Genomic DNA, 17,403 nt, shown 5'->3' with positions numbered 1-17,403 from the left:
CGGCGGTGCCCGGAACGGTCGCCCGGCTGTGTGGGGGTGTGCCGATCGCTGCCCGAACGTGCAGCCGGCAGGCCCGCGACCACCACGACCGGGCACAGCACGGACACGGGCACGGGCGCGGGCGCGGGGACAGCGCGACGCCGACCGCGCCGCGTGGGCGTGGCCGGCGTCGTGGGTCGGGGGCGGGGGGCGGGGGGCGGGGGCGGGGTCTACTCGGGTTCGGCCTCGTCCTCGTCCCGTTGCACGGACGGCGGCGCGACGCAGGTCTGCGCCGCCGCCTGCTCCCCTTCCTCCTCCGGGGCCTCGTCCCGTTGGAGGACGGGCTCGGTGACCCGCTGCGCCGCCGGCGCGGGGGCGGGCGCGGGCTCGGCCGCGGCGCGGTCGGCCATGACGCGGTCGGCGGTGGCGCTCGCCTCGCGCTCGAAGCGGTCGGACGGGTCGCTGATCCGCACGCCGCCGCCCGCGTCGGTGCCGTCCACGGGTCCGCCGCGCTGCTGCACGACGTGGGTCAGCTCGTGCGCGAGCACGTGCTGCCCCTCGGGGGAGCCGGGGTCGTAGCGGTCGCGCTGGAACACGATGTCCGAGCCGACCGTGTAGGCCTGGGCGTTGACGGACTTCGCGGAGTCGTGCGCCGCGCCGTCGGTGTGCACGCGGACGTCGCCGAAGTCGTGGCCGAACCGGGTCTCCATGTCCTCGCGCACGCCGGTGTCGAGGGGCGCGCCGGCGGAGTTCACCACGGCGTGCACGGGCGACTCGTCGACCACGGTGGCGGCGCCCGCGTTGCCGACGACCCGCTGGAGGCCCAGCATCCCGGCCGGCCCCAGCACGTCCGGTCGCCCGGCCGCGGCGGCGCGGCCCATCAGGTCGTGGTCGTCGCGCTCGGCGCGGTCGCCCCGGGGGCGGGACGCGCCCTCGCCGGACAGCTCGTGCTCGTGGCCGTGCATGTCGCCTCCCCTCGGGGGTACCGCTCCCATCGTGCCCCTCCCGCGCGGCCCCGGACAGGACCGCGGGGGCAGCGCTCGCCGCCCGGACGCGCAGCTCACGGCAGCCCCGGTAGCGGACGGTGCGGCGGGCCTCGCCGGCGCGCGCGTCGGCGGCGCTGACGGCGCCGGCGGCGGCGGAACTCGACGCCCTCGCGGGCGCGGTGCCCGCGCGTGACGCTCACCTGGTCGCCCCCTCCGCCGCCATCCCCAGGTAGCGGCCGAACTCGCGCTCGCCGACGAGCCGGCCGAGCTTGCGGTACTCGCGGGCCACCGCGCCGACCACCTCGGCCATGCCCACCGGCCGCCCGGACTCGGCGGCCAGGTACGCGGCGGTCACCGCGGCCGACCGGATGTGCCCGCCGGCCAGCTCGAACGCGGCGGCGAGGAAGCCCAGGTCGACCTCGGCGCGCGGCGCGGACGCGCCGAGGCAGCGGTCCCACAGCAGCCGCCGCAGCGGTTCGTCGGGCAGCGGGAAGTCCACCACCACGTCCAGCCTGCGGGTGAACGCCTCGTCGAGGTTCGCGCGCAGGTTCGTGGCCAGCACGGCGATCCCGTCGAAGGTCTCCATCCGCTGGAGCAGGTAGGCGCTCTCGATGTTGGCGTACCGGTCGTGGGCGTCGCGCACCTCGGACCGCTTGCCGAAGATCGCGTCGGCCTCGTCGAACAGCAGCACGCCGTTCACCCCGGACGCCTCGGTGAAGATCCGCTCCAGGTTCTTCTCCGTCTCGCCGACGTACTTGTCGACGACGGTCGCCAGGTTCACCGTGTAGAGGTCCAGGCCGAGGGAGGCGGCGACGACCTCGGCGGACATCGTCTTGCCGGTGCCGGAGTCGCCCGCGAACAGGCCGGTGACGCCGCGCCCGCGCCCGCCGCCCGGCCGCATCCGCCACTCGTCGAGGACCCGGTCGCGGTGCCGGGCGCGGGCCGCCAGCTCGCCCAGCAGGCCCACCACGGGCGCGGGCAGCACGAGGTCGTCCCAGCCGACGGCGGGCTCGATGCGCCGGGCCAGGCGCTGGAGGCCGGCCGCGTTCTGGCTGCGGGCGCCCGCGCGCAGGTGGTCGGTGGTGACGACACCGCCGTCGACCAGCGCGGACACCGAGGCGGCGCGGGCGGCGCGGTCGATCTGGCCGGGGCCGAGCACGAAGTGGGCGGTGGCGGCGGCCGGGTCGACACCGGGCGCGAGGCGGCCGGCGAGGCGGGCCCGCCACAGGTCGGCGCGGACGGCGACGGGCAGCGGCGCGGCGTCGTGCAGCAGCGGCGGGTCGGCGTTCCAGCGCGGGTCCCACGCGCCGGGACCGAACACGACCAGCGGCACGGCGGGGTGCGCCAGGTCGGCGGGCGGTGCCTCGTCCTCCACGGGCCCGAGCACGACGCCCGCGCGGCGCAGCACGGCCTCCCGCAGCACGGCGGCGGTCAGCGCCGGCCGGTCGGGTTCGGCGCGCAGCCGGGTCGCGTCGACCTCCAGCACGGCGAACCCGGCGTGCCGCAACGCCGCCGCGGCCGTCTCCCGCGCACCGCCACCCGGTCGTTCCCTCAGGTAGGCGAGGCGAACGTGGGCGCGGAACGCCCGCACGAGCGGGCCGACGTCCACGCTGCCGTCGACCTCCTCCACGACCTTCGCGACGCCCGCGAGCGCCGTGTCCGACCGGTCGTCGCCGAGCAGGTGGTTCACCACCCGGTCGGGCACGCGCAGCGACCGGGACAGGAACGGCCGGTCCCGGTCCTCGACGGCGAGCAGCCCGGCGGCGGGCAGCGGCGACGACGGGTCGAGCCGCGCCCGGCCGGCCGCCGACGCCTCGGGCAGCCCGCACAGCCGCAGCGCCAGGCCCGCGGTCGCGCGGCGGCGCGTCACGTCGTCGTTGAGGTAGCCGTAGAACTGCTCGAACCGGCTGTCCACGTCCGGCGCGAGCGCCACCAGCAGCAGCTCCACGTCGAGGCCGGTGAGCCCGGCGGTGTCGGCGAGCCGCCCCAGCCGGCCGGACGCCGCCGTCGCCTGGAACGGCACGAACGGCTCGCGGCGGGTCGCCAGCAGCGCGTCGATCGCCTCGTCGGACAGGTACAGCCCGCGGAACGGGTCGTCGGGGTTGGGGTCGGTGTCGCGGCGCGCGGCGACGGCGTCCCGGATGCGCCGCTCCAGCACGGCGAGCCGGGCGAACAGGTGGGGCAGGCTGTCGGTGTTCACGCGCGCCTGCGCAGCATCGACGGCCGGTGGGCGACGGTGTCGCCGCCCACGGCGAGCCGGACGCCCGCCTCGACGGCCGGGCCGGCGGCGACGACGCGGCCCGCGTCCACGGGTGCGGCGACCACGACGTCCAGCGACGGTTTCAGCTCGCCGCCCAGCGCGGTCCACACGTCGGCGAACGCCCGGTCCTCCGGCGGCGGCAGGGCCACGGTCAGCGGCACGGGCAGCCCGAGGTCCCGCAGCGACCCGGTGAGCAGCCCGGCGGGCACCGCCTCGTGCCCGAGGAAGGAGAACAGCAGCTCCGACAGCAGCCGGTGCTCGTCCTCGGACCGCTGCGTCCACGCCGTCACCAGGTAGGACAGCTTGATGTGCCGGGGCGGCGCGCGGCGGGACACGACCTGACCGGCCTCGTACTCGTTGAGCAGGCCGCGCTGGCGCCGGCGCAGGTCCTCGCGGATGTCGTAGAGGTAGACGTTGACGGTGGGCGCGTTGCGGCGCGCGGCCCAGTCCTTGGTGGGCGCCTCGAACGCCACCTCGACGTCCGTGCCGCGCAACGCCTCGTCGCGCACCATGCGCCGCAGCGCCTCGTCGACCTCGTGGATCACGCTCCCACGATGACCGGGAGGCCCCCGGTCGCGGCACCGGCGGGCCGGCGATCCTGCGGGCAGCGCCGACTGCCCGGAAGGGCAGAACGCGCGCCGCAATAATGCGGTAATTGCGAAATGCCGAATTCGCGGCGATCCGTGCCGATCTTGAATGGTGCGGTGCTATGGTGCCGCGACGCGCACCTGGACCACGTCGCACTGGCGCGAACACCATTCACGTATTTCGCCTGAAAGGGATTGTTCCCGTGGACGGTCAGGACTCACGGACAGCACGCCCGCGCAGGACCGGCACGGTGGTGGGGCTGGCCGCCGCCGGGGTGGCGGTCCTGGTGGTGGGGGTGGTGATCGGCCGGTGGGACCTCTTCCCGCCGTCCCCGCAGGCAGCACTCCCGCCGCCCCCGGTCGTGGAGCCGGTGACCGCGTCGTCCGAGCCGGTCCCGGACCCCGTCGCCGGGCCGGGCACCACCTGGTTGGCCGACCTGACGCCCGTCGGCAGCACGTCCATCGACGAGGCGTACGCGGAAAGCCCGTGGAAGGTCGCGACGGCGCGGGTGAGCGGGGTGGAGCACCGAAAGTCCATTTCCGCGACCGGCGCGTGGTGCTCCTCGGCGCAATTGGAGTTCGCGATCGGCGGTGAATACGAACGACTGACCGCGCGGGTCGCCATCTCGGACGACTCACCGGTCACCAAGGCGCTCGACTTCTACGTGCTGGCCGACGGCCGGCGGGTGGGCGAGGTCCCGGACGTCGGCATGACCCCGCAGCGGGTGGACGTCGTCGTCACCGGGGCGAGCCGGCTGACCATCGGCGTGGAACCGACCGCGGCCGACGGCGGCGGCTGCCCGGGACCGGAGCGCATCGGCGTGTGGGCGGACCCGTCGCTGACGCGCGCCGGCCCGGCGTCGGGGTGACGCCGGGCCGGTCGGGCGACGCGGGGACTACTGGTAGCAGGGCTTGTCGAAGGTGAAGCCCTCCGCGGTGGGGCCGGTGAAGAAGTCCTCGACCAGGCCGACGCCGGTGGCCGCCTGCTCGTCCGGCTTGTAGATCAGCGTCTGCCGGAACGTCGACTCGTCCGGCGTGCCGGTGAACTTGCCCGCGCCCTGCGGCAGCATGCCCTCGTAGTCGACGGAGTCGAGCTGCCGCACGGCGTTCAGCACGCCCGCGCGGGTCAGGTCCTTGTTCTCGGCGGCCTTCTGCAGCGCCGCCTTCAGCGGGTAGGCCCAGACCCAGCCCGCGGTGTAGCCGTCGTTCGGGGTGACCGACGGCAGCGCCTCGCGCAGCGCCCGGTGGCCCGGGGTGTCGGTGGCCCAGGACTTCCACGGCGCGGACTGGAGGTACAGGGCCTTGATGGCGGGCGCGGCGGGGCTCTGCATCAGGCCCATGTTCCAGGTGGGCGAGGTGCCGATGAACTTCCCCTTGAAGCCGCGGGCCGCGGTCTGGCCGATGATCACGGCCGCGTCGGTCGGCCCGGTGGTCAGGACGACCACGTCCGGCTGGTTGGCCAGCACGGCGTCGATCGCGCCGCCCTGGTTGTCCTGGCCGGTCTGGGTGACCGCGTCGGCGAACTGCACGCCTCGCTTCTCAGCGGCGATCTCCACACCCGCCGCGGCGTCGTCGCCGTAGTCGCCGGGCAGGTGCACGGCCATGACCTTCTTCGCGCCCAGCTCGTCGACGGCGTAGTCGACGGCGTTCATCGACTCCACGCAGTAGTTCGCGCCGGACTCCAGCACGACCTCCTCGTGGCCCCACAGCGACGTCCACGACGCGGGCACGCTCACCATCTGCGCGTTCTCCAGGTCGGGCAGGATCGCGGCGGTCGTCGGCGAGCCGAGGGTCTGGGTGATGGCCAGGATCTTGCCCTTCATCTCCTGGTACACCTGGTTCTGGATCTGCGGGTTGTACTTGTTGTCCGCCACGTGGGTGGTGACGTCCACGTCGTAGCCGCCGATGCCGCCCTGGTCGTTGACGCGCTTCCAGAACGCCTTCTGCGACTCGGTGATCGGCACGGCCAGGGTCTTGAACGGCCCTTCGGTGAGGTCGGAGATCGTGCCGAGGTAGATGCAGCCGCGGTCGGGGTGGCCCGTGTCCTCGCAGGGTTCGGACGTCACCCCGAAGTCGACCTTGATGCCGCCCTTGCCCTCGACGGCCTCTCCCCCGTCGCCGCCGCGGCAGGCCACGGCGGCCAGCGCCACCACCGACACCAGCGAGAGCACCGCTCTGTGCCTTGCCATCCCATCTCCACCCTTCAACACGAGGTCAGTACGAGAAAGGCCAGGTGCGCCAGTAGTTGCGGACGCGCACCCAGATGCCGAACAGGCCCCGCGGCTCGACGATCAGGAACACCACGATCAGCAGCCCGTAGAGGACCGCCTCGACCTGGAACACGGTGACCGCGCCGGTCGCGTCGGAGCTGATGAACGGCAGCACCGCGGGCAGCTCCCGGGTGACGCGCGGCAGCAGCGTGATGAACAGGGCGCCCATGATCGCGCCCGAGATGGTGCCCGCGCCGCCGATCAGCACCATGGCGATGTACTGCACGGACAGCAGCAGGCCGAACGAGCCGGGGTCGAAGAACCCGTTGACCACGAACAGCAGCGAGCCCGCCACGCCGGCGTAGAAGGAGGACACGGCGAACGCCAGCGCCTTGTAGCGGGACAGGTCGACGCCGATGACGGCCGCCGCGAGGTCCCGGTCGCGCACCGCGGCGAACGCCCGCCCGATCCGCGACCGCACCAGGTTGCGGGCGAGCACGGCGAAGACCACCAGGAGGACGAACATCAGCAGGTACAGCTGCTGCGGCCCGGTGAAGAACTCCGAGGGCCGGTCCAGCCGCACCCCGAACAGCTCGGGCACCGCCGCCGGCCGCCCCACGCCCGGCCCGCCGGTCAGCGACGTCCACTCGCGGAACACGTGCTCGCCGAGGAACACCAGCCCGAGCGTGACGATCGCCAGGTACAGCCCGCGCAGCCGCACCGCCAGCGGCGCCACGACCAGCCCGGCGAGCCCCGCCACCAACCCGGACGCCAGCAGCCACACGGGCAGCGACGTGACGCCGAACCCGAGGACCCGCCCGTCGGGGTCGCCGGACAGCGCCGCGCCGGTGTAGGCGCCGATGGCGAGGAAGAACGCGTGCCCCAGCGACACCTGCCCGGCGTAGCCGGTGACGATGTTGAGCCCGATCGCCCCGATGGCCGCGACGAACCCGGTGGCGAGCAGCATCAGCAGGTCGTCGGTGATCAGGAACGGCACGAGCAGCGCGAACGCCACCAGCGCCCCCGTCCACGCCCGCTTGGGCCGGGTGTTGAGGAACGCGGTGTCCTGCGCGTAGGACGTGTAGAGCTCCGGACGACCCTTCACAGGCGCTCCACCTCCCGGCTGCCGAACAGCCCGTAGGGCTTCACCAGCAGCACGACCAGCATCAGCACGTACGGCGCGACCAGCGCGAAGTTCGGTCCCAGCCACGGCGCGGCGCCGTCCTGGTAGGTGCCGACGAGCGATTCGACGACGCCGACGGCCAGCCCGCCGACCACCGCGCCGCCCAGCGAGTCGAGGCCGCCGAGGATGATCGCGGGCAGGGCCTTGAGCGCCACGATCCACAGCTGCTGGTCGACGCCCGCGCCGGTGGCGACGAACACCCCGGCCAGCGCCGCCAGGCCGCCCGCGATGGCCCAGGACAGGGCGAACACGGACCCGACCGAGATGCCCTGCGCCAGCGCGACCTCCTGGTCGTGGGCGACGGCGCGCATGGCCAGCCCGACCCGGGAGAAGCGGAAGAACGCGAACAGCACGCCCACCACGAGGACGGTGGTCCCGAACATCACCAGGTACCGCTGCTGGACGTCCACGCCGAGCAGCGTCACCGTGTCCAGGCCCCACGGGTCGCCGACCTGGCGCACGTCGAGCCCGATGAACGCGTTGGTGACCACGCGCACCACCACGTCCACGCCGATGGTGATGATGGCGACCACGAACACCGGCTTGCCGATCATGGGCCGCAGCACGGTCCGCTCCACGCCCAGCGCCAGCACGGCGATGAGCAGCGCGGCGAGCGGCACGGCCACGAAGAACCCGAGGTCCGCCGACAGGTAGCTGACCAGCACGGCGCCCGCGAGCATGAACGCGGGCTGGGCGAAGCTGATCACCCGCGTCGACTTGTAGATGATCACGAACCCGACGGCCAGCAGGGCGTAGATCGACCCCGTGCCCAGGCCCCGGACCAGGGACTGGAGGAACTCGCTCACGAGCGCCCCCCTGCGTCGGCGCGCCCCGCCGCGTCGGTGCGGCCCGCGTCGGTGCGGCCCGCGCCCGTCCCGCCGAGGTACATGTCCTCCACGAGGTCGCCGTAGACCTTGGCCAGCGCCGACCGCTTCACCTTCTGCGTCGCGGTCAGCTCGCCGTCCTCGTGGTCGAGCTCCTTGGGCAGCACCCGGAACTTCTTGACCTGCTCGACGGACGCGAACCGCTCGTTGACCTCCAGCACGATCCCCCGCACCAACTCCCGCACCTCGTCCTTCTCCGCGAGGTCGCGGTAGGTGGTGTAGGCGAGCTTGCGCTGCCTGGCCCAGTGGCCGACGGTGTCGTGCTCGATGCCGATGAGCGCCACGAGGTACGGGCGCTGGTCGCCGAGCACGATCGCCTCCTTGACGTACGGCGAGGTCTTGAGCGCGTTCTCGACCTCGGAGGGGGCGACGTTCTTGCCGCCGGCGGTGATGATGATGTCCTTCATGCGGTCGGTGATGCGCACGTGCGTGCCGTCGACCCACTCGCCGACGTCGCCGGTGCGCAGCCAGCCGTCGTCGGTCGTGGCGCGGCGGGTGGCGTCCTCGTCGCGCCAGTAGCCCGCGAACACGCCGGGGTGCCGGGTCTGGATCTCGCCGTCGTCGGCGATGCGCAGCTCCACGCCGGGCTGCGGTTCGCCGACCGTGCCGACCTTGACCCGGCCGGGCCGGTTGCCGGTGGCGATCGCGCTGTTCTCGGTCATCCCGTACACCTCGTGCACCGGCACGCCGATGCCCATGAAGAACCGCAGCACCTCCGGCGAGATGGGGGCGGCGCCGGACGCGGCGTAGCGGACGTGCCGCATCCCGATGCGCGTCTTGAGCGCCCGGTAGCAGAAGACCCAGCCGACGGCGTACCACGCGCGCGTCGCCGCCGTGTGCCGGCCGCCGTTGCGGACCAGCGCGTCACCGAGCCGGCCGGCCACGCCCAGCCAGAACCGGGTCGTGACCCGCTTGAGCCGGGTGGCGCTCGCCGCGCTGATCGTGATCGACGCCAGCACCTTCTCCCAGATGCGGGGCACCGCGAACAGGATCGTCGGCTGCACCTCGCGCAGGTTCGCCTGCACCGTCTCGATGGACTCGGCGAAGTGCACCTGGATGCCGGCCGAGGCGCTGAACCAGGTGGTGAAGATGCGCTCGGCGACGTGGCACAGCGGCAGGTAGGACAGCGTGAGGTCGCGCGGCGACGGCGGCGGCGAGGTGAACCCGCCGCCCTCGACCAGGGTCTTCACCGCGAACTCGACGTTGGCGACGGTCAGCATCGCGCCCTTGGGCGGCCCGGTGGTGCCGGAGGTGTAGATCAACGTCGTGACGTCGTCCTGCTCCACCTGGCGCATCCGCCGGTCCACCGCGTCCGGGTGCTCCTCGCGGTGCGCCGCGCCGAGGGCCAGGAAGTCGTCCCAGGGCAGCAGCAGCGGGTTGTCGTAGTGCCCCCGGACGCCGCGCGGCTCCAGGTAGACGATGCGCTCCAGGTCGGGCAGCGCGTCGAGCACGGCCAACGCCTTGTCGACCTGCTCCTGGTCCTCGGCGATCAGCACCCGCGCGCCGGAGTGCGACAGCAGGTAGGCGACCTCGCTCGCCGGGTTGGTCGGGTACAGGCCGACGGTCACCGCGCGCACGGCGACCGCGCCGAGGTCGGCGTACAGCCACTCGCGCCGGTTCTCGGCGTGGACCGCGACCCGGTCGCCGGGGTCGACGCCGAGCGCCAGCAGGGCGTGCCCGACCAGCTCCACCCGCTCCCAGTAGGCCGACCAGGTGACCTCCTGCCAGATGCCGAAGTCCTTGGCGCGCAGCGCGACCGCGTCCGGGTGGGTGTGCGCGCGGTCGCGCACGCGGGTGACGACCGTCGTGGGCGCGGTCACGCCGCACCTCCCGCGCTCCGGTGCGCCTCGCCCAGGTAGGCGCGCACCACGTCCGGGTCCCGCTGCACCTCGGCGGGCGTGCCGGTGCGGATGGGCTTGCCGAAGTCGAGCACCATGACCCGGTCGGCGAGGTCCATGACCAGGCCCATGTCGTGCTCGACCATGACCATCGCGATGCCCAGCTCGTCGCGGACGTCGTTGACGAAGCGGGCCATGTCCTCGGTCTCCTCGACGTTCATGCCCGCCACGGGCTCGTCGAGCAGCAGCACCTTCGGCTCCATCGCCAGCGCCCGGCCCAGCTCGACGCGCTTCTGCACGCCGTAGGGCAGCAGGCCGACGGGTAACCGCCGCCACTGCTCCAGTTCGAGGAAGTCGACGACCCGCTCCACCGCGGCCCGGTTCGCCAGCTCCTCGCGCCGGGCCCGGCCGACCCAGGCGAACGCGGCGAGCGCGCCGTAGCGCATGTGGTTGTGCCGGCCGAGCATGAGGTTGTCGACCACGGTCAGGTGGGCGAACAGCTCGATGTTCTGGAACGTCCGGGCGATGCCCAGCGCGGCGATCCGGTGCGGCCGGGTGCCGAGCACCTCGCGGCCCTCGAACCGCACCGAGCCGGACCCCGGCCGGTACACGCCCGACAGCACGTTGAAGATCGACGTCTTGCCCGCGCCGTTCGGGCCGATGATCGCGAACAGCTCGCCCGCGTCGACGTGGAACGACACGCCGTCGACGGCCGTGACGCCGTCGAACGCGAGCGTCACGTCGGTCATCTCCAGGACGGGGTTCACGACAACCACCGCTTCCGCCGCTTGTAGTGCTTCACGTCGCGGAACGACCGCACCGCGCCCTCGGCGCGCAGGCCCAGGTAGAACTCGCGCACGTCCTCGTCGGCCAGCAGCGCGGCGGCGGGCTTGTCCATCACGACCCTGCCGGTCTCCAGCACGTAGCCGTGGTCGGCGATGGACAGCGCCATGGTGGCGTTCTGCTCGACCAGCAGCACGGTCGTGCCGTCGTCGTTGATCTTCACGATGAGGTCGCGGATCTGCTGCACCATGAGCGGGGCGAGGCCCAGGCTGGGCTCGTCCAGCAGCAGGTAGCGCGGCTCGGACATGAGCGCCCGGCCGATCGACAGCATCTGCTGCTCGCCGCCGGACAGGTAGCCCGCGCTCTGCTTGCGCCGCTCCCGCAACCGGGGGAACAGCGCGTACATGCGCTCCAGGTTCCGCTTGACCGCGCGCGGTCTGCTGTGCCCGCCGACGCGGAGGTTCTCCTCCACGGTCAGCTCGGCCAGGATGCGCCTGCCCTCCAGCGCCTGCTTCACGCCCAGGGACGCGATCCGCGCGGGCGGCGCCCGGTGGATCGGCGTGCCGTCCAGCGTGACCTCGCCCCTGGTGACCTTGCCGTCGTGCACGTCGAGCAGGCCGGACAGCGCCCGCAGCAGGGTGGTCTTGCCCGCGCCGTTGGCGCCCAGGAGGGCGACGATCCGCCCTTCCGGGACCCGCAGGCTCACGCCGCGGAGCACCAGCATCACGTCGTCGTAGACCACCTCAAGGTTGTTCGCCTCGAGCACCGGCGCCTCCGTGGCATGCCTCCGTGGGATGACGGGGAGGCGGCCAGTATGGCCCCGATCACAGCGTTAACTACCACCGTTCGCAAACCGTGATGAACCCGACCGCGGCCTGTTCGGCTTTCTCGATTCTGTTGCTCAGTCCTGTGTGGACGGGTGTAGCCCACCTGGTCGCCGGGTATGCCCCCGGCGACGGACCCGGGGGGTCGGGAGGGAGCGCTCGCCATCATGAACGGCTCGGACGTGGAGCTCAGGATGGCGGCGAAGCCGGCCTACCTCTCGACCGTGCGCGCCGTCGCGGGCGCGATGGCCCGGTCGACGCCGTCGCTGGCCATCGACCTGGTGATCGCCGTCGACGAGGCGTGCACGGCGCTCATCGCACGGGCGCAGGCGCACGCGGAGCTGTGGTGCCGGTTCGTCCGCGACGGTGATTCCGTTCGGTTTCACGCAGAGGTCCGGTCATCGGCCGTCACCGTTCCCGATCACCACTCGTTGTACTGGCGGGTCGTCAGCTCCGTGACCGACGCGGTGGCCACCTGGGTGGACGGGGACGGCAGGTTGTTGGTCGAGTTGAGGTGCCGGGCATGAACGCGGTGGACTACCAGCCGATGTTCCAGGAGTTGGCGAAGACCGATGGGAGCAGGCACCAGGAGGTGCGCGACCGGCTCGTCACCGAGCACCTCCCGTTGGCGGAGCACATAGCCGACCGCTTCGCCGAGCGCGGCGAGTCGGTGGAGGACCTCCGCCAGGTCGCGGCCGTCGGGCTGATCAACGCCGTGGATCGGTTCGACGTCACGCGCGGCATCGACTTCCTCGCGTTCGCCGTGCCCACCATCACCGGCGAGGTGCGGCGGTACCTGCGCGACCAGGGGTGGGCGGTGCGCGTGCCGCGGCGGCTCAAGGAGCTGTGCGCCGCCATCGACGGCGCGCGGGTCGAGCTGGCCCGCCGGGTCGGCCGCACCCCCACGCCCAGCGAGGTCGCCCGGCACCTGGGGATCGAGCTGGACGAGGTGTACGAGGGGCTGCACGCGACCTCCGCGTACCACCTGCTGTCGCTCGACGAGCACGACGAGCTGACCACCACCGAGGGCCTGGTGTCCGACGACCCGGCGCTGGAGGTCGTCGAGCTCCAGCACGCGCTCGACCCGATGCTGCGGGGGCTGCCGAAGCGGGAGCGGCGGATCGTCGTGCTGCGGTTCTTCCAGAACATGACGCAGAGCCAGATCGCCGACTCCGTCGGGGTCTCGCAGATGCACGTCTCGCGGTTGTTGAGCCGATCGCTGGCCCGCCTGCGCGATTTGCTCGATGATTAGCGGGCCCCGGCAGCGCTGAGGGGCGTCACCGGAAGGGGTGGTCACCGTGGTGGCTCGCCTGCTGACCCTCGCCTGGCCCCAACGCGCCGCCCTGACCCTGGGCGTGCTCCTCGTCCTGTGGGGCGTGTTCGACCTGCTGACCGGCCGCGTGCCGCTCGGCGTGCTGCACCTGGCGACCGGCGCGCTGGTCGGGGTGGGCGCGCCGAGCACGAGGGCGGTGCGGCCGATCGGGGCGCTGCTGGGCGTGGTGTTCCTGGTGGTGTTCGCGTTCGGGGTGGGGCAGGACGGCGGGGCGGTGGACGCGGGGTTCGCGGGCAACGCCGTGCACCTGCTGGTGGGTTTCGCCGCGGTGGCCGTGGCGGAGAGCTGCGCGTGGTGCGAGCAGCAGGCCCGCCGAGCCGCCCGCGCGCACAAGATCAGCCCTTAGCGTCCCTTCTCCCGCTTCTCCCCTGGCCCCGCCGCCGCGCCCCCGCACCACGACGTCACACATCCGCGGAGGTACCCACCTCCGTGTCCTGAACTGCGACACCTGCGTGTGAGCGATGGTGTCGCAGTGGTTGCCCTGCGCAACTTGGGGGTACCTCCTGGGTGACCACAAGCCAGGAGGGTCAGATGCACACGGAAAGCCTGAACAGCGTCATCGGCGTCGAGGGGCCGTTCGTGTCGGTGTTCCTGGACGTCGGTGAGCACGTGGACCTGCGCTGGCGGGCGATGCGCGACCAGCTCCAGGCACAGGGGGCCGACGCGTACCTGGTCGCCTTGGCGCACAACGCGATCACGTCCGGCGAGACGCCGCGCGGCCTGGCCGGTCGCGGTCTGGTGGTCGGCGGCGGCCGGGTGCTGGTCGACCGGTACGTGCCGGTCCCGCCCACCGGCTACACCGCCCGCTCCGGCCGGCTGCCGTACGTGCTGCCGTTGATCGACCTGTCCGAACCCCTGCTGCCGCACGTGGTGGTGCAGGTGGACGAGCACGGCGCGGACCTGCGCGGCGTCGACGCCACCGGCCGACCGGTGGCGGTGGCCTCGGTCGGCGCCCGCCGCCCGGACCGCTTCCTGGACGCCACCGAGGTGGCCGACGTGACCCAGGAGGCGACCGCCCTGGTCGACCGCCTGGACGCGCAGCTGCTCGTCCTGGCCGGCCCGCTGTCGGGCAGGCGCTCGCTGAGGGTCGCCCTCCCCACCCGCTACCACCACCTGGTGGTCGAGATGGAGGGCCAGGCCGACCAGGCGGTCCTCCACCTGGCGGGCCGCGCCAACCAGGACGCGCGACGGGCGGTGGTCGAGCGCTTCCGCGACGAGTCGAGCCGCCTGACCGGCCGGGCCGTGCACGGCCTGGACGCCGTGGTCGGGGCCCTGGACACGGGCCGCGTCTCGACCCTGCTGGTCACCGACACCCTCGTGGGCTCGCGCGAGGTCGACGGCGGCCGGGCCGACGAGGTCCTCCCGCTGCGGGCCATCGCCGCCGGGGCCGAGATCGTGGTGGTCGGGGGTGCGATCCGCCTGCACGAGGACGTCGGGGCGCTGCTCTCCGAGTAGCCCGGCGCGGCGGTCGGGCTCCTAGCAGCCCGGCCCCGCGAGCACCACCGCTACCTACCCACCGCCACGCGCCACCGCCGCGCACCACGCACCACCGCCACGCACCACGCGCGCACCGCCCGCTCCCACCACCCCGGCACCCGAGCCGGGCGGGGGGCGGGCGGGTCGTCGTCAGCGGGTCGTCGTCAGCGGGTTCGGCGGCTGCGGGGACTGCGGCGGGGCCAGGGGTGCCGGCTCCGGCGGGGTCCGCGGGGCTTGCGCGGGTCGTGTGGTTCGACGGTGGTGTGGTCGGCCGGTTTCCTCATGTTCCAACCGATGACGGTAACGGCGTTTTCGTACATGTTCGGGCCGATGATCACCCGATCGTGTCCCCACACCGCCCGTAACCGCAGCTCACAGCCCCGCAACTCACAGCCCTGAAACTCAGGCCCCGCGCTCACAGCCCTGAAACTCACAGCCCGCCGACCCTACCGCTTCTTCCTCAACAGCCGCAGCACGGCGCGCTCCACCTCCTCGCGCTCCGCCGACCGCGGCCGGATGACCACGCCGTCGTGGAACGCCCGCACGACCCTCGGGTCGATGTACGACTTCCGCGCCACGGCCGGCGTGTTGCCGAGGTGCTCCGACACCTCCCGCGCGACCGCCGCCTCCACCCGCTTGCGCCCGCGCTGCGACTCCGGCCTGCCCTCCCGGGCGAACGCCGCCGCCGCCAGCACGGTCGCGTGCCACGTCCTCATGTCCTTGACGGAGAACTCCGTCCCGACCATCTCCTTGAACCGCTGGTTCACGTCGTCCGACCCGACCTGCCACCCGTTCGCGTCGACCAGCAGCCGCTCCTCGGACCCCTCCCGCCCGCGCAGCAGCGCCCGCACCGCCTTCGCCAGCGCCGCGTCCTCGACGGCGGTGGTGAACTGGATGCCGCCCTTCGCCGGGTAGCAGAAGTCGACGACCCTCCCCCGCACCGACACGTGCGAGCACAGCAGCGTCGCCACGCCGTGCGTGCCGTTGTCCGTGGCGTACGTCTCGCCGCCGACCCGGAACACGCCCTGGTCGAGCACGGCCAGCGCCACCGCCAGCACCCGTTCGCGGGTCCGGCCGCGGCCGTCCAGCGCCTGCCGCACCTCCTGCCGGAACGCGGGCAGCGCGGGCGCCAGCGCCAGCACCCGGTCGTGCTTCTCCTCGTCGCGGTCCTGCCGCCAGCGCTCGTGGTAGAGGTACTGGCGACGCCCCGCCGCGTCGGTGCCGACGGCCTGGATGTGGCCGTTCGGGTGGGGGCACACCCACACGTCGCGCCAGGCGGGCGGGATGACGAGGGCCTCGATCCGCTCGCGGGACTCCGCGTCGACGGGGTTGCCCTCGGCATCGGTGTAGCTGAACCCCCGGCCGCGCGGGCGGCGGCGCCAGCCCGGGGCCGACGGGTCGCTGCGGCGGAGTCTCACCAGGCGCGGTCTCACCCGGCGCGTGTTCCCGGCGGTCACGGCCCGAAACACGAGGGTTGAATTCCCGCCCGATTGGGTATGTGGACCGTCATGACACCGCCGTGGACCGTGGGGGTCGAGCAGGAGTTCCTGCTCGTGGACCCCGAATCGCGCCGACCGGTGCCGCTGGCCGAGTCCGTGGCGCAGCACGCCGGGGCGCGGTTGGACGTGCAGCGGGAGCTGACGCCGTTCCAGATCGAGGTCGCGACGCCGGTGTGCGACACCACCGAGCAGCTCTTCGAGCAGGTGCTGCTGGGCCGCACCCACCTGGCCAAGGCCGCGCACGCCGCGGGGTGCCGGTTGATGGCCTCGTCGGTGCCCCCGATCGGCACGGCCGGGCCCCCGCCGGGCACGGACGACCCGCGCTACCGGTTGATGGAGTACTCGCACCGCAAGATGATCGGCGGCTCCGGGGTGTGCGGGATGCACGTCCACGTGGGCGTGCCGGACGCGGACACGGCGATCCGGGTGGGCAACGCGCTGCGCCCGTGGCTGCCGACGCTGCTGGCGCTGAGCGCCAACTCGCCGATCGAGCAGGCCGAGGACACCGGGTACGCGAGCTGGCGCTCGATCGTGTGGTCGCGCTGGCCGATCAGCGGCCCGCCGCCGCACCTGGGGTCGGCCGCCGAGTACGAGGCGCTGGTCGCCTCGCTGGAGGCGACCGAGGTGCTGCTCGACACGGGGATGGTCTACTGGGACGTCCGGCCGTCCGAGCAGCACCCGACGGTCGAGGTCCGGGTCACCGACGTGCCGATGACGGCCCGCGAGGCGGTGGTGCTCGCCGAGCTGATCAGGGCGTTCGCCCGGACCGCGGCCGAGTCGGCCGACGCGGAGCGGGTGGACGACCTGCTGCTGAAGGCCGCTTACTGGCGCGCGTCGCGCGACGGGGTGGACGGGTTGGCCGTCGACCCGCGCGACGGCAGGCTGCTGCCCGCCCGGGACCTGCTGGCCGAGTTGGTGCGGTGGTGTGACACTGCCCTCGGTGACGCGGGTGCGCGGTCACTGGTCGAGGATCACCTGGAGTGGTTGCGCGCTCACGGGAGCGGTGCCGCGCGGCAACGCCGCGCGTTCGGTGCGTCACCGGACGCCCGTGAACTCGTGGACCTGGTCCTGGCCGCGACGGTCGACGACGGCCGTTGAGTATTACCGTGAAGTACGCGCCGCACCGGCGGCGGGTGAGTGAGAGGAGAACCGGCGTGCCAGATCCCGCGGCGACGCTCGCTTCCGTGCGGGTCGAGAGGCCGGCGGACGGCGTTGTGGTGCTGCACGTGTCCGGCGAGTTGGACACGAGCAGCGCCGACGAGCTGGCCCGACCGCTGAAGGAGCACCTGGTCGAGAACGCCCGAGGAGTGGTGGTGGACCTCGGCGGCGTCCGGTTCCTCGGTTCGGCGGGGTTGGAGTCGCTGGTGGTGGGCAACCAGCGGGCGGACTCGTTGGGAGTCTCGCTGGTGCTCGTCGCCACGACCAGGGCGACCGTGCGGCCGATCCAGGCGACCGGGTTGGACGCGGTGTTCACCGTGGTCGGCTCGGTCGAGGAGGCGTTGGCCCGCTTCTAGGGCGGTTTCCGGGGCGACGTGGACACGGAGGGCGCGGCTCCCGCGAG

The 17,403-nt window shown here is 73.3% G+C and carries 17 protein-coding genes; 7 read left to right on the top strand and 10 right to left on the bottom strand.

Annotation, left to right across the window (positions count from 1 at the left end):
- Positions 1–209: 209 nt before the first annotated feature.
- The 3 genes from ACR807_RS18470 to ACR807_RS18460 all read right to left on the bottom strand — a co-directional run bounded on the left by ACR807_RS18470 (position 210) and on the right by ACR807_RS18460 (position 3,770).
- Positions 210–944 (bottom strand): eCIS core domain-containing protein, encoded by a 735-nt coding sequence (locus tag ACR807_RS18470; protein ID WP_438922577.1) that lies wholly within the window; start codon positions 942–944, stop codon positions 210–212.
- 217 nt (positions 945–1,161) lie between these two features.
- On the bottom strand, positions 1,162–3,165 hold the full coding sequence (locus ACR807_RS18465) for an ATP-binding protein (protein WP_438922576.1): 2,004 nt from the start codon (positions 3,163–3,165) through the stop codon (positions 1,162–1,164).
- On the bottom strand, positions 3,162–3,770 hold the full coding sequence (locus ACR807_RS18460; RefSeq protein WP_438922575.1) for a Pvc16 family protein: 609 nt from the start codon (positions 3,768–3,770) through the stop codon (positions 3,162–3,164). The genes ACR807_RS18465 and ACR807_RS18460 overlap by 4 nt, the downstream gene beginning before the upstream one ends.
- A gap of 245 nt (positions 3,771–4,015) precedes the next feature.
- On the opposite strand from ACR807_RS18460, the gene ACR807_RS18455 reads away from it, so the two are divergent.
- On the top strand, positions 4,016–4,681 hold the full coding sequence (locus tag ACR807_RS18455) for an NPCBM/NEW2 domain-containing protein (RefSeq protein ID WP_438922574.1): 666 nt from the start codon (positions 4,016–4,018) through the stop codon (positions 4,679–4,681).
- A 27-nt stretch (positions 4,682–4,708) separates the two neighbouring features.
- Here ACR807_RS18455 and ACR807_RS18450 read toward each other — a convergent pair whose 3' ends face one another.
- The 6 genes from ACR807_RS18450 to ACR807_RS18425 are packed head-to-tail and all read right to left on the bottom strand — an operon-like array spanning position 4,709 to position 11,476.
- The gene (locus ACR807_RS18450; RefSeq protein ID WP_438922573.1) at positions 4,709–6,001 is read right to left on the bottom strand and encodes an ABC transporter substrate-binding protein; all 1,293 of its coding nucleotides are present in this window, start codon (positions 5,999–6,001) and stop codon (positions 4,709–4,711) included.
- Positions 6,002–6,026: 25 nt separating this feature from the next.
- Positions 6,027–7,127: a branched-chain amino acid ABC transporter permease gene (locus ACR807_RS18445; RefSeq protein ID WP_438922572.1), complete on the bottom strand. Its 1,101-nt coding sequence runs from the start codon at positions 7,125–7,127 to the stop codon at positions 6,027–6,029.
- Positions 7,124–8,011 carry a branched-chain amino acid ABC transporter permease gene (locus tag ACR807_RS18440; RefSeq protein WP_438922571.1) on the bottom strand — a complete coding sequence of 296 codons (888 nt, stop codon included), beginning with the start codon at positions 8,009–8,011 and terminating at the stop codon, positions 7,124–7,126. The genes ACR807_RS18445 and ACR807_RS18440 overlap by 4 nt, the downstream gene beginning before the upstream one ends.
- Positions 8,008–9,909, bottom strand: coding sequence for an AMP-dependent synthetase/ligase (locus ACR807_RS18435; RefSeq protein WP_438922570.1), 1,902 nt, complete (start codon positions 9,907–9,909; stop codon positions 8,008–8,010). The genes ACR807_RS18440 and ACR807_RS18435 overlap by 4 nt, the downstream gene beginning before the upstream one ends.
- Positions 9,906–10,694 (bottom strand): ABC transporter ATP-binding protein, encoded by a 789-nt coding sequence (locus ACR807_RS18430; RefSeq protein WP_438922569.1) that lies wholly within the window; start codon positions 10,692–10,694, stop codon positions 9,906–9,908. The genes ACR807_RS18435 and ACR807_RS18430 overlap by 4 nt, the downstream gene beginning before the upstream one ends.
- Positions 10,691–11,476, bottom strand: a complete 786-nt coding sequence (locus tag ACR807_RS18425; RefSeq protein ID WP_438922568.1) for an ABC transporter ATP-binding protein — start codon at positions 11,474–11,476, stop codon at positions 10,691–10,693. Before ACR807_RS18425 ends, ACR807_RS18430 begins: the two co-directional genes overlap by 4 nt.
- Positions 11,477–11,701: 225 nt before the next feature.
- On the opposite strand from ACR807_RS18425, the gene ACR807_RS18420 reads away from it, so the two are divergent.
- The 4 genes from ACR807_RS18420 (at position 11,702) to ACR807_RS18405 (ending at position 14,322) form a co-directional block, all read left to right on the top strand.
- Positions 11,702–12,061, top strand: coding sequence for an ATP-binding protein (locus ACR807_RS18420; protein WP_438922567.1), 360 nt, complete (start codon positions 11,702–11,704; stop codon positions 12,059–12,061).
- The gene (locus ACR807_RS18415; RefSeq protein WP_438922566.1) at positions 12,058–12,786 is read left to right on the top strand and encodes a SigB/SigF/SigG family RNA polymerase sigma factor; all 729 of its coding nucleotides are present in this window, start codon (positions 12,058–12,060) and stop codon (positions 12,784–12,786) included. Before ACR807_RS18420 ends, ACR807_RS18415 begins: the two co-directional genes overlap by 4 nt.
- Positions 12,787–12,832: 46 nt before the next feature.
- Positions 12,833–13,213 (top strand): hypothetical protein, encoded by a 381-nt coding sequence (locus ACR807_RS18410; protein ID WP_438922565.1) that lies wholly within the window; start codon positions 12,833–12,835, stop codon positions 13,211–13,213.
- A gap of 185 nt (positions 13,214–13,398) precedes the next feature.
- Positions 13,399–14,322, top strand: a complete 924-nt coding sequence (locus tag ACR807_RS18405; protein ID WP_438922564.1) for a baeRF2 domain-containing protein — start codon at positions 13,399–13,401, stop codon at positions 14,320–14,322.
- Between the two features lie 467 nt (positions 14,323–14,789).
- On the opposite strand, the gene ACR807_RS18400 is transcribed toward ACR807_RS18405, so the two are convergent.
- On the bottom strand, positions 14,790–15,761 hold the full coding sequence (locus ACR807_RS18400; protein WP_438922563.1) for a DNA topoisomerase IB: 972 nt from the start codon (positions 15,759–15,761) through the stop codon (positions 14,790–14,792).
- A gap of 90 nt (positions 15,762–15,851) precedes the next feature.
- Between ACR807_RS18400 and ACR807_RS18395 the strand changes: the two genes are divergently transcribed.
- Both ACR807_RS18395 and ACR807_RS18390 read left to right on the top strand, forming a co-directional pair.
- Positions 15,852–16,940 carry a carboxylate-amine ligase gene (locus ACR807_RS18395; protein WP_438922562.1) on the top strand — a complete coding sequence of 363 codons (1,089 nt, stop codon included), beginning with the start codon at positions 15,852–15,854 and terminating at the stop codon, positions 16,938–16,940.
- 56 nt (positions 16,941–16,996) lie between these two features.
- Positions 16,997–17,356 (top strand): STAS domain-containing protein, encoded by a 360-nt coding sequence (locus ACR807_RS18390; RefSeq protein ID WP_438922561.1) that lies wholly within the window; start codon positions 16,997–16,999, stop codon positions 17,354–17,356.
- The last annotated feature ends 47 nt before the right edge of the window (positions 17,357–17,403 follow it).

The sequence above is a fragment of the Saccharothrix sabaoui genome (assembly GCF_051756985.1).
Classification (GTDB): domain Bacteria; phylum Actinomycetota; class Actinomycetes; order Mycobacteriales; family Pseudonocardiaceae; genus Actinosynnema.
This window is presented reverse-complemented; position numbering and strand designations above follow the sequence as displayed.

Excerpts from the sequence above, each read along its gene's own strand:
- ACR807_RS18470 (WP_438922577.1), bottom strand. The coding sequence starts at position 944 with ATGCACGGCCACGAGCACGAGCTGTCCGGCGAGGGCGCGTCCCGCCCC.
- ACR807_RS18450 (WP_438922573.1), bottom strand. The coding sequence starts at position 6,001 with ATGGCAAGGCACAGAGCGGTGCTCTCGCTGGTGTCGGTGGTGGCGCTG.
- ACR807_RS18420 (WP_438922567.1), top strand. The coding sequence starts at position 11,702 with ATGAACGGCTCGGACGTGGAGCTCAGGATGGCGGCGAAGCCGGCCTAC.
- ACR807_RS18415 (WP_438922566.1), top strand. The coding sequence starts at position 12,058 with ATGAACGCGGTGGACTACCAGCCGATGTTCCAGGAGTTGGCGAAGACC.
- ACR807_RS18405 (WP_438922564.1), top strand. The coding sequence starts at position 13,399 with ATGCACACGGAAAGCCTGAACAGCGTCATCGGCGTCGAGGGGCCGTTC.
- ACR807_RS18395 (WP_438922562.1), top strand. The coding sequence starts at position 15,852 with ATGACACCGCCGTGGACCGTGGGGGTCGAGCAGGAGTTCCTGCTCGTG.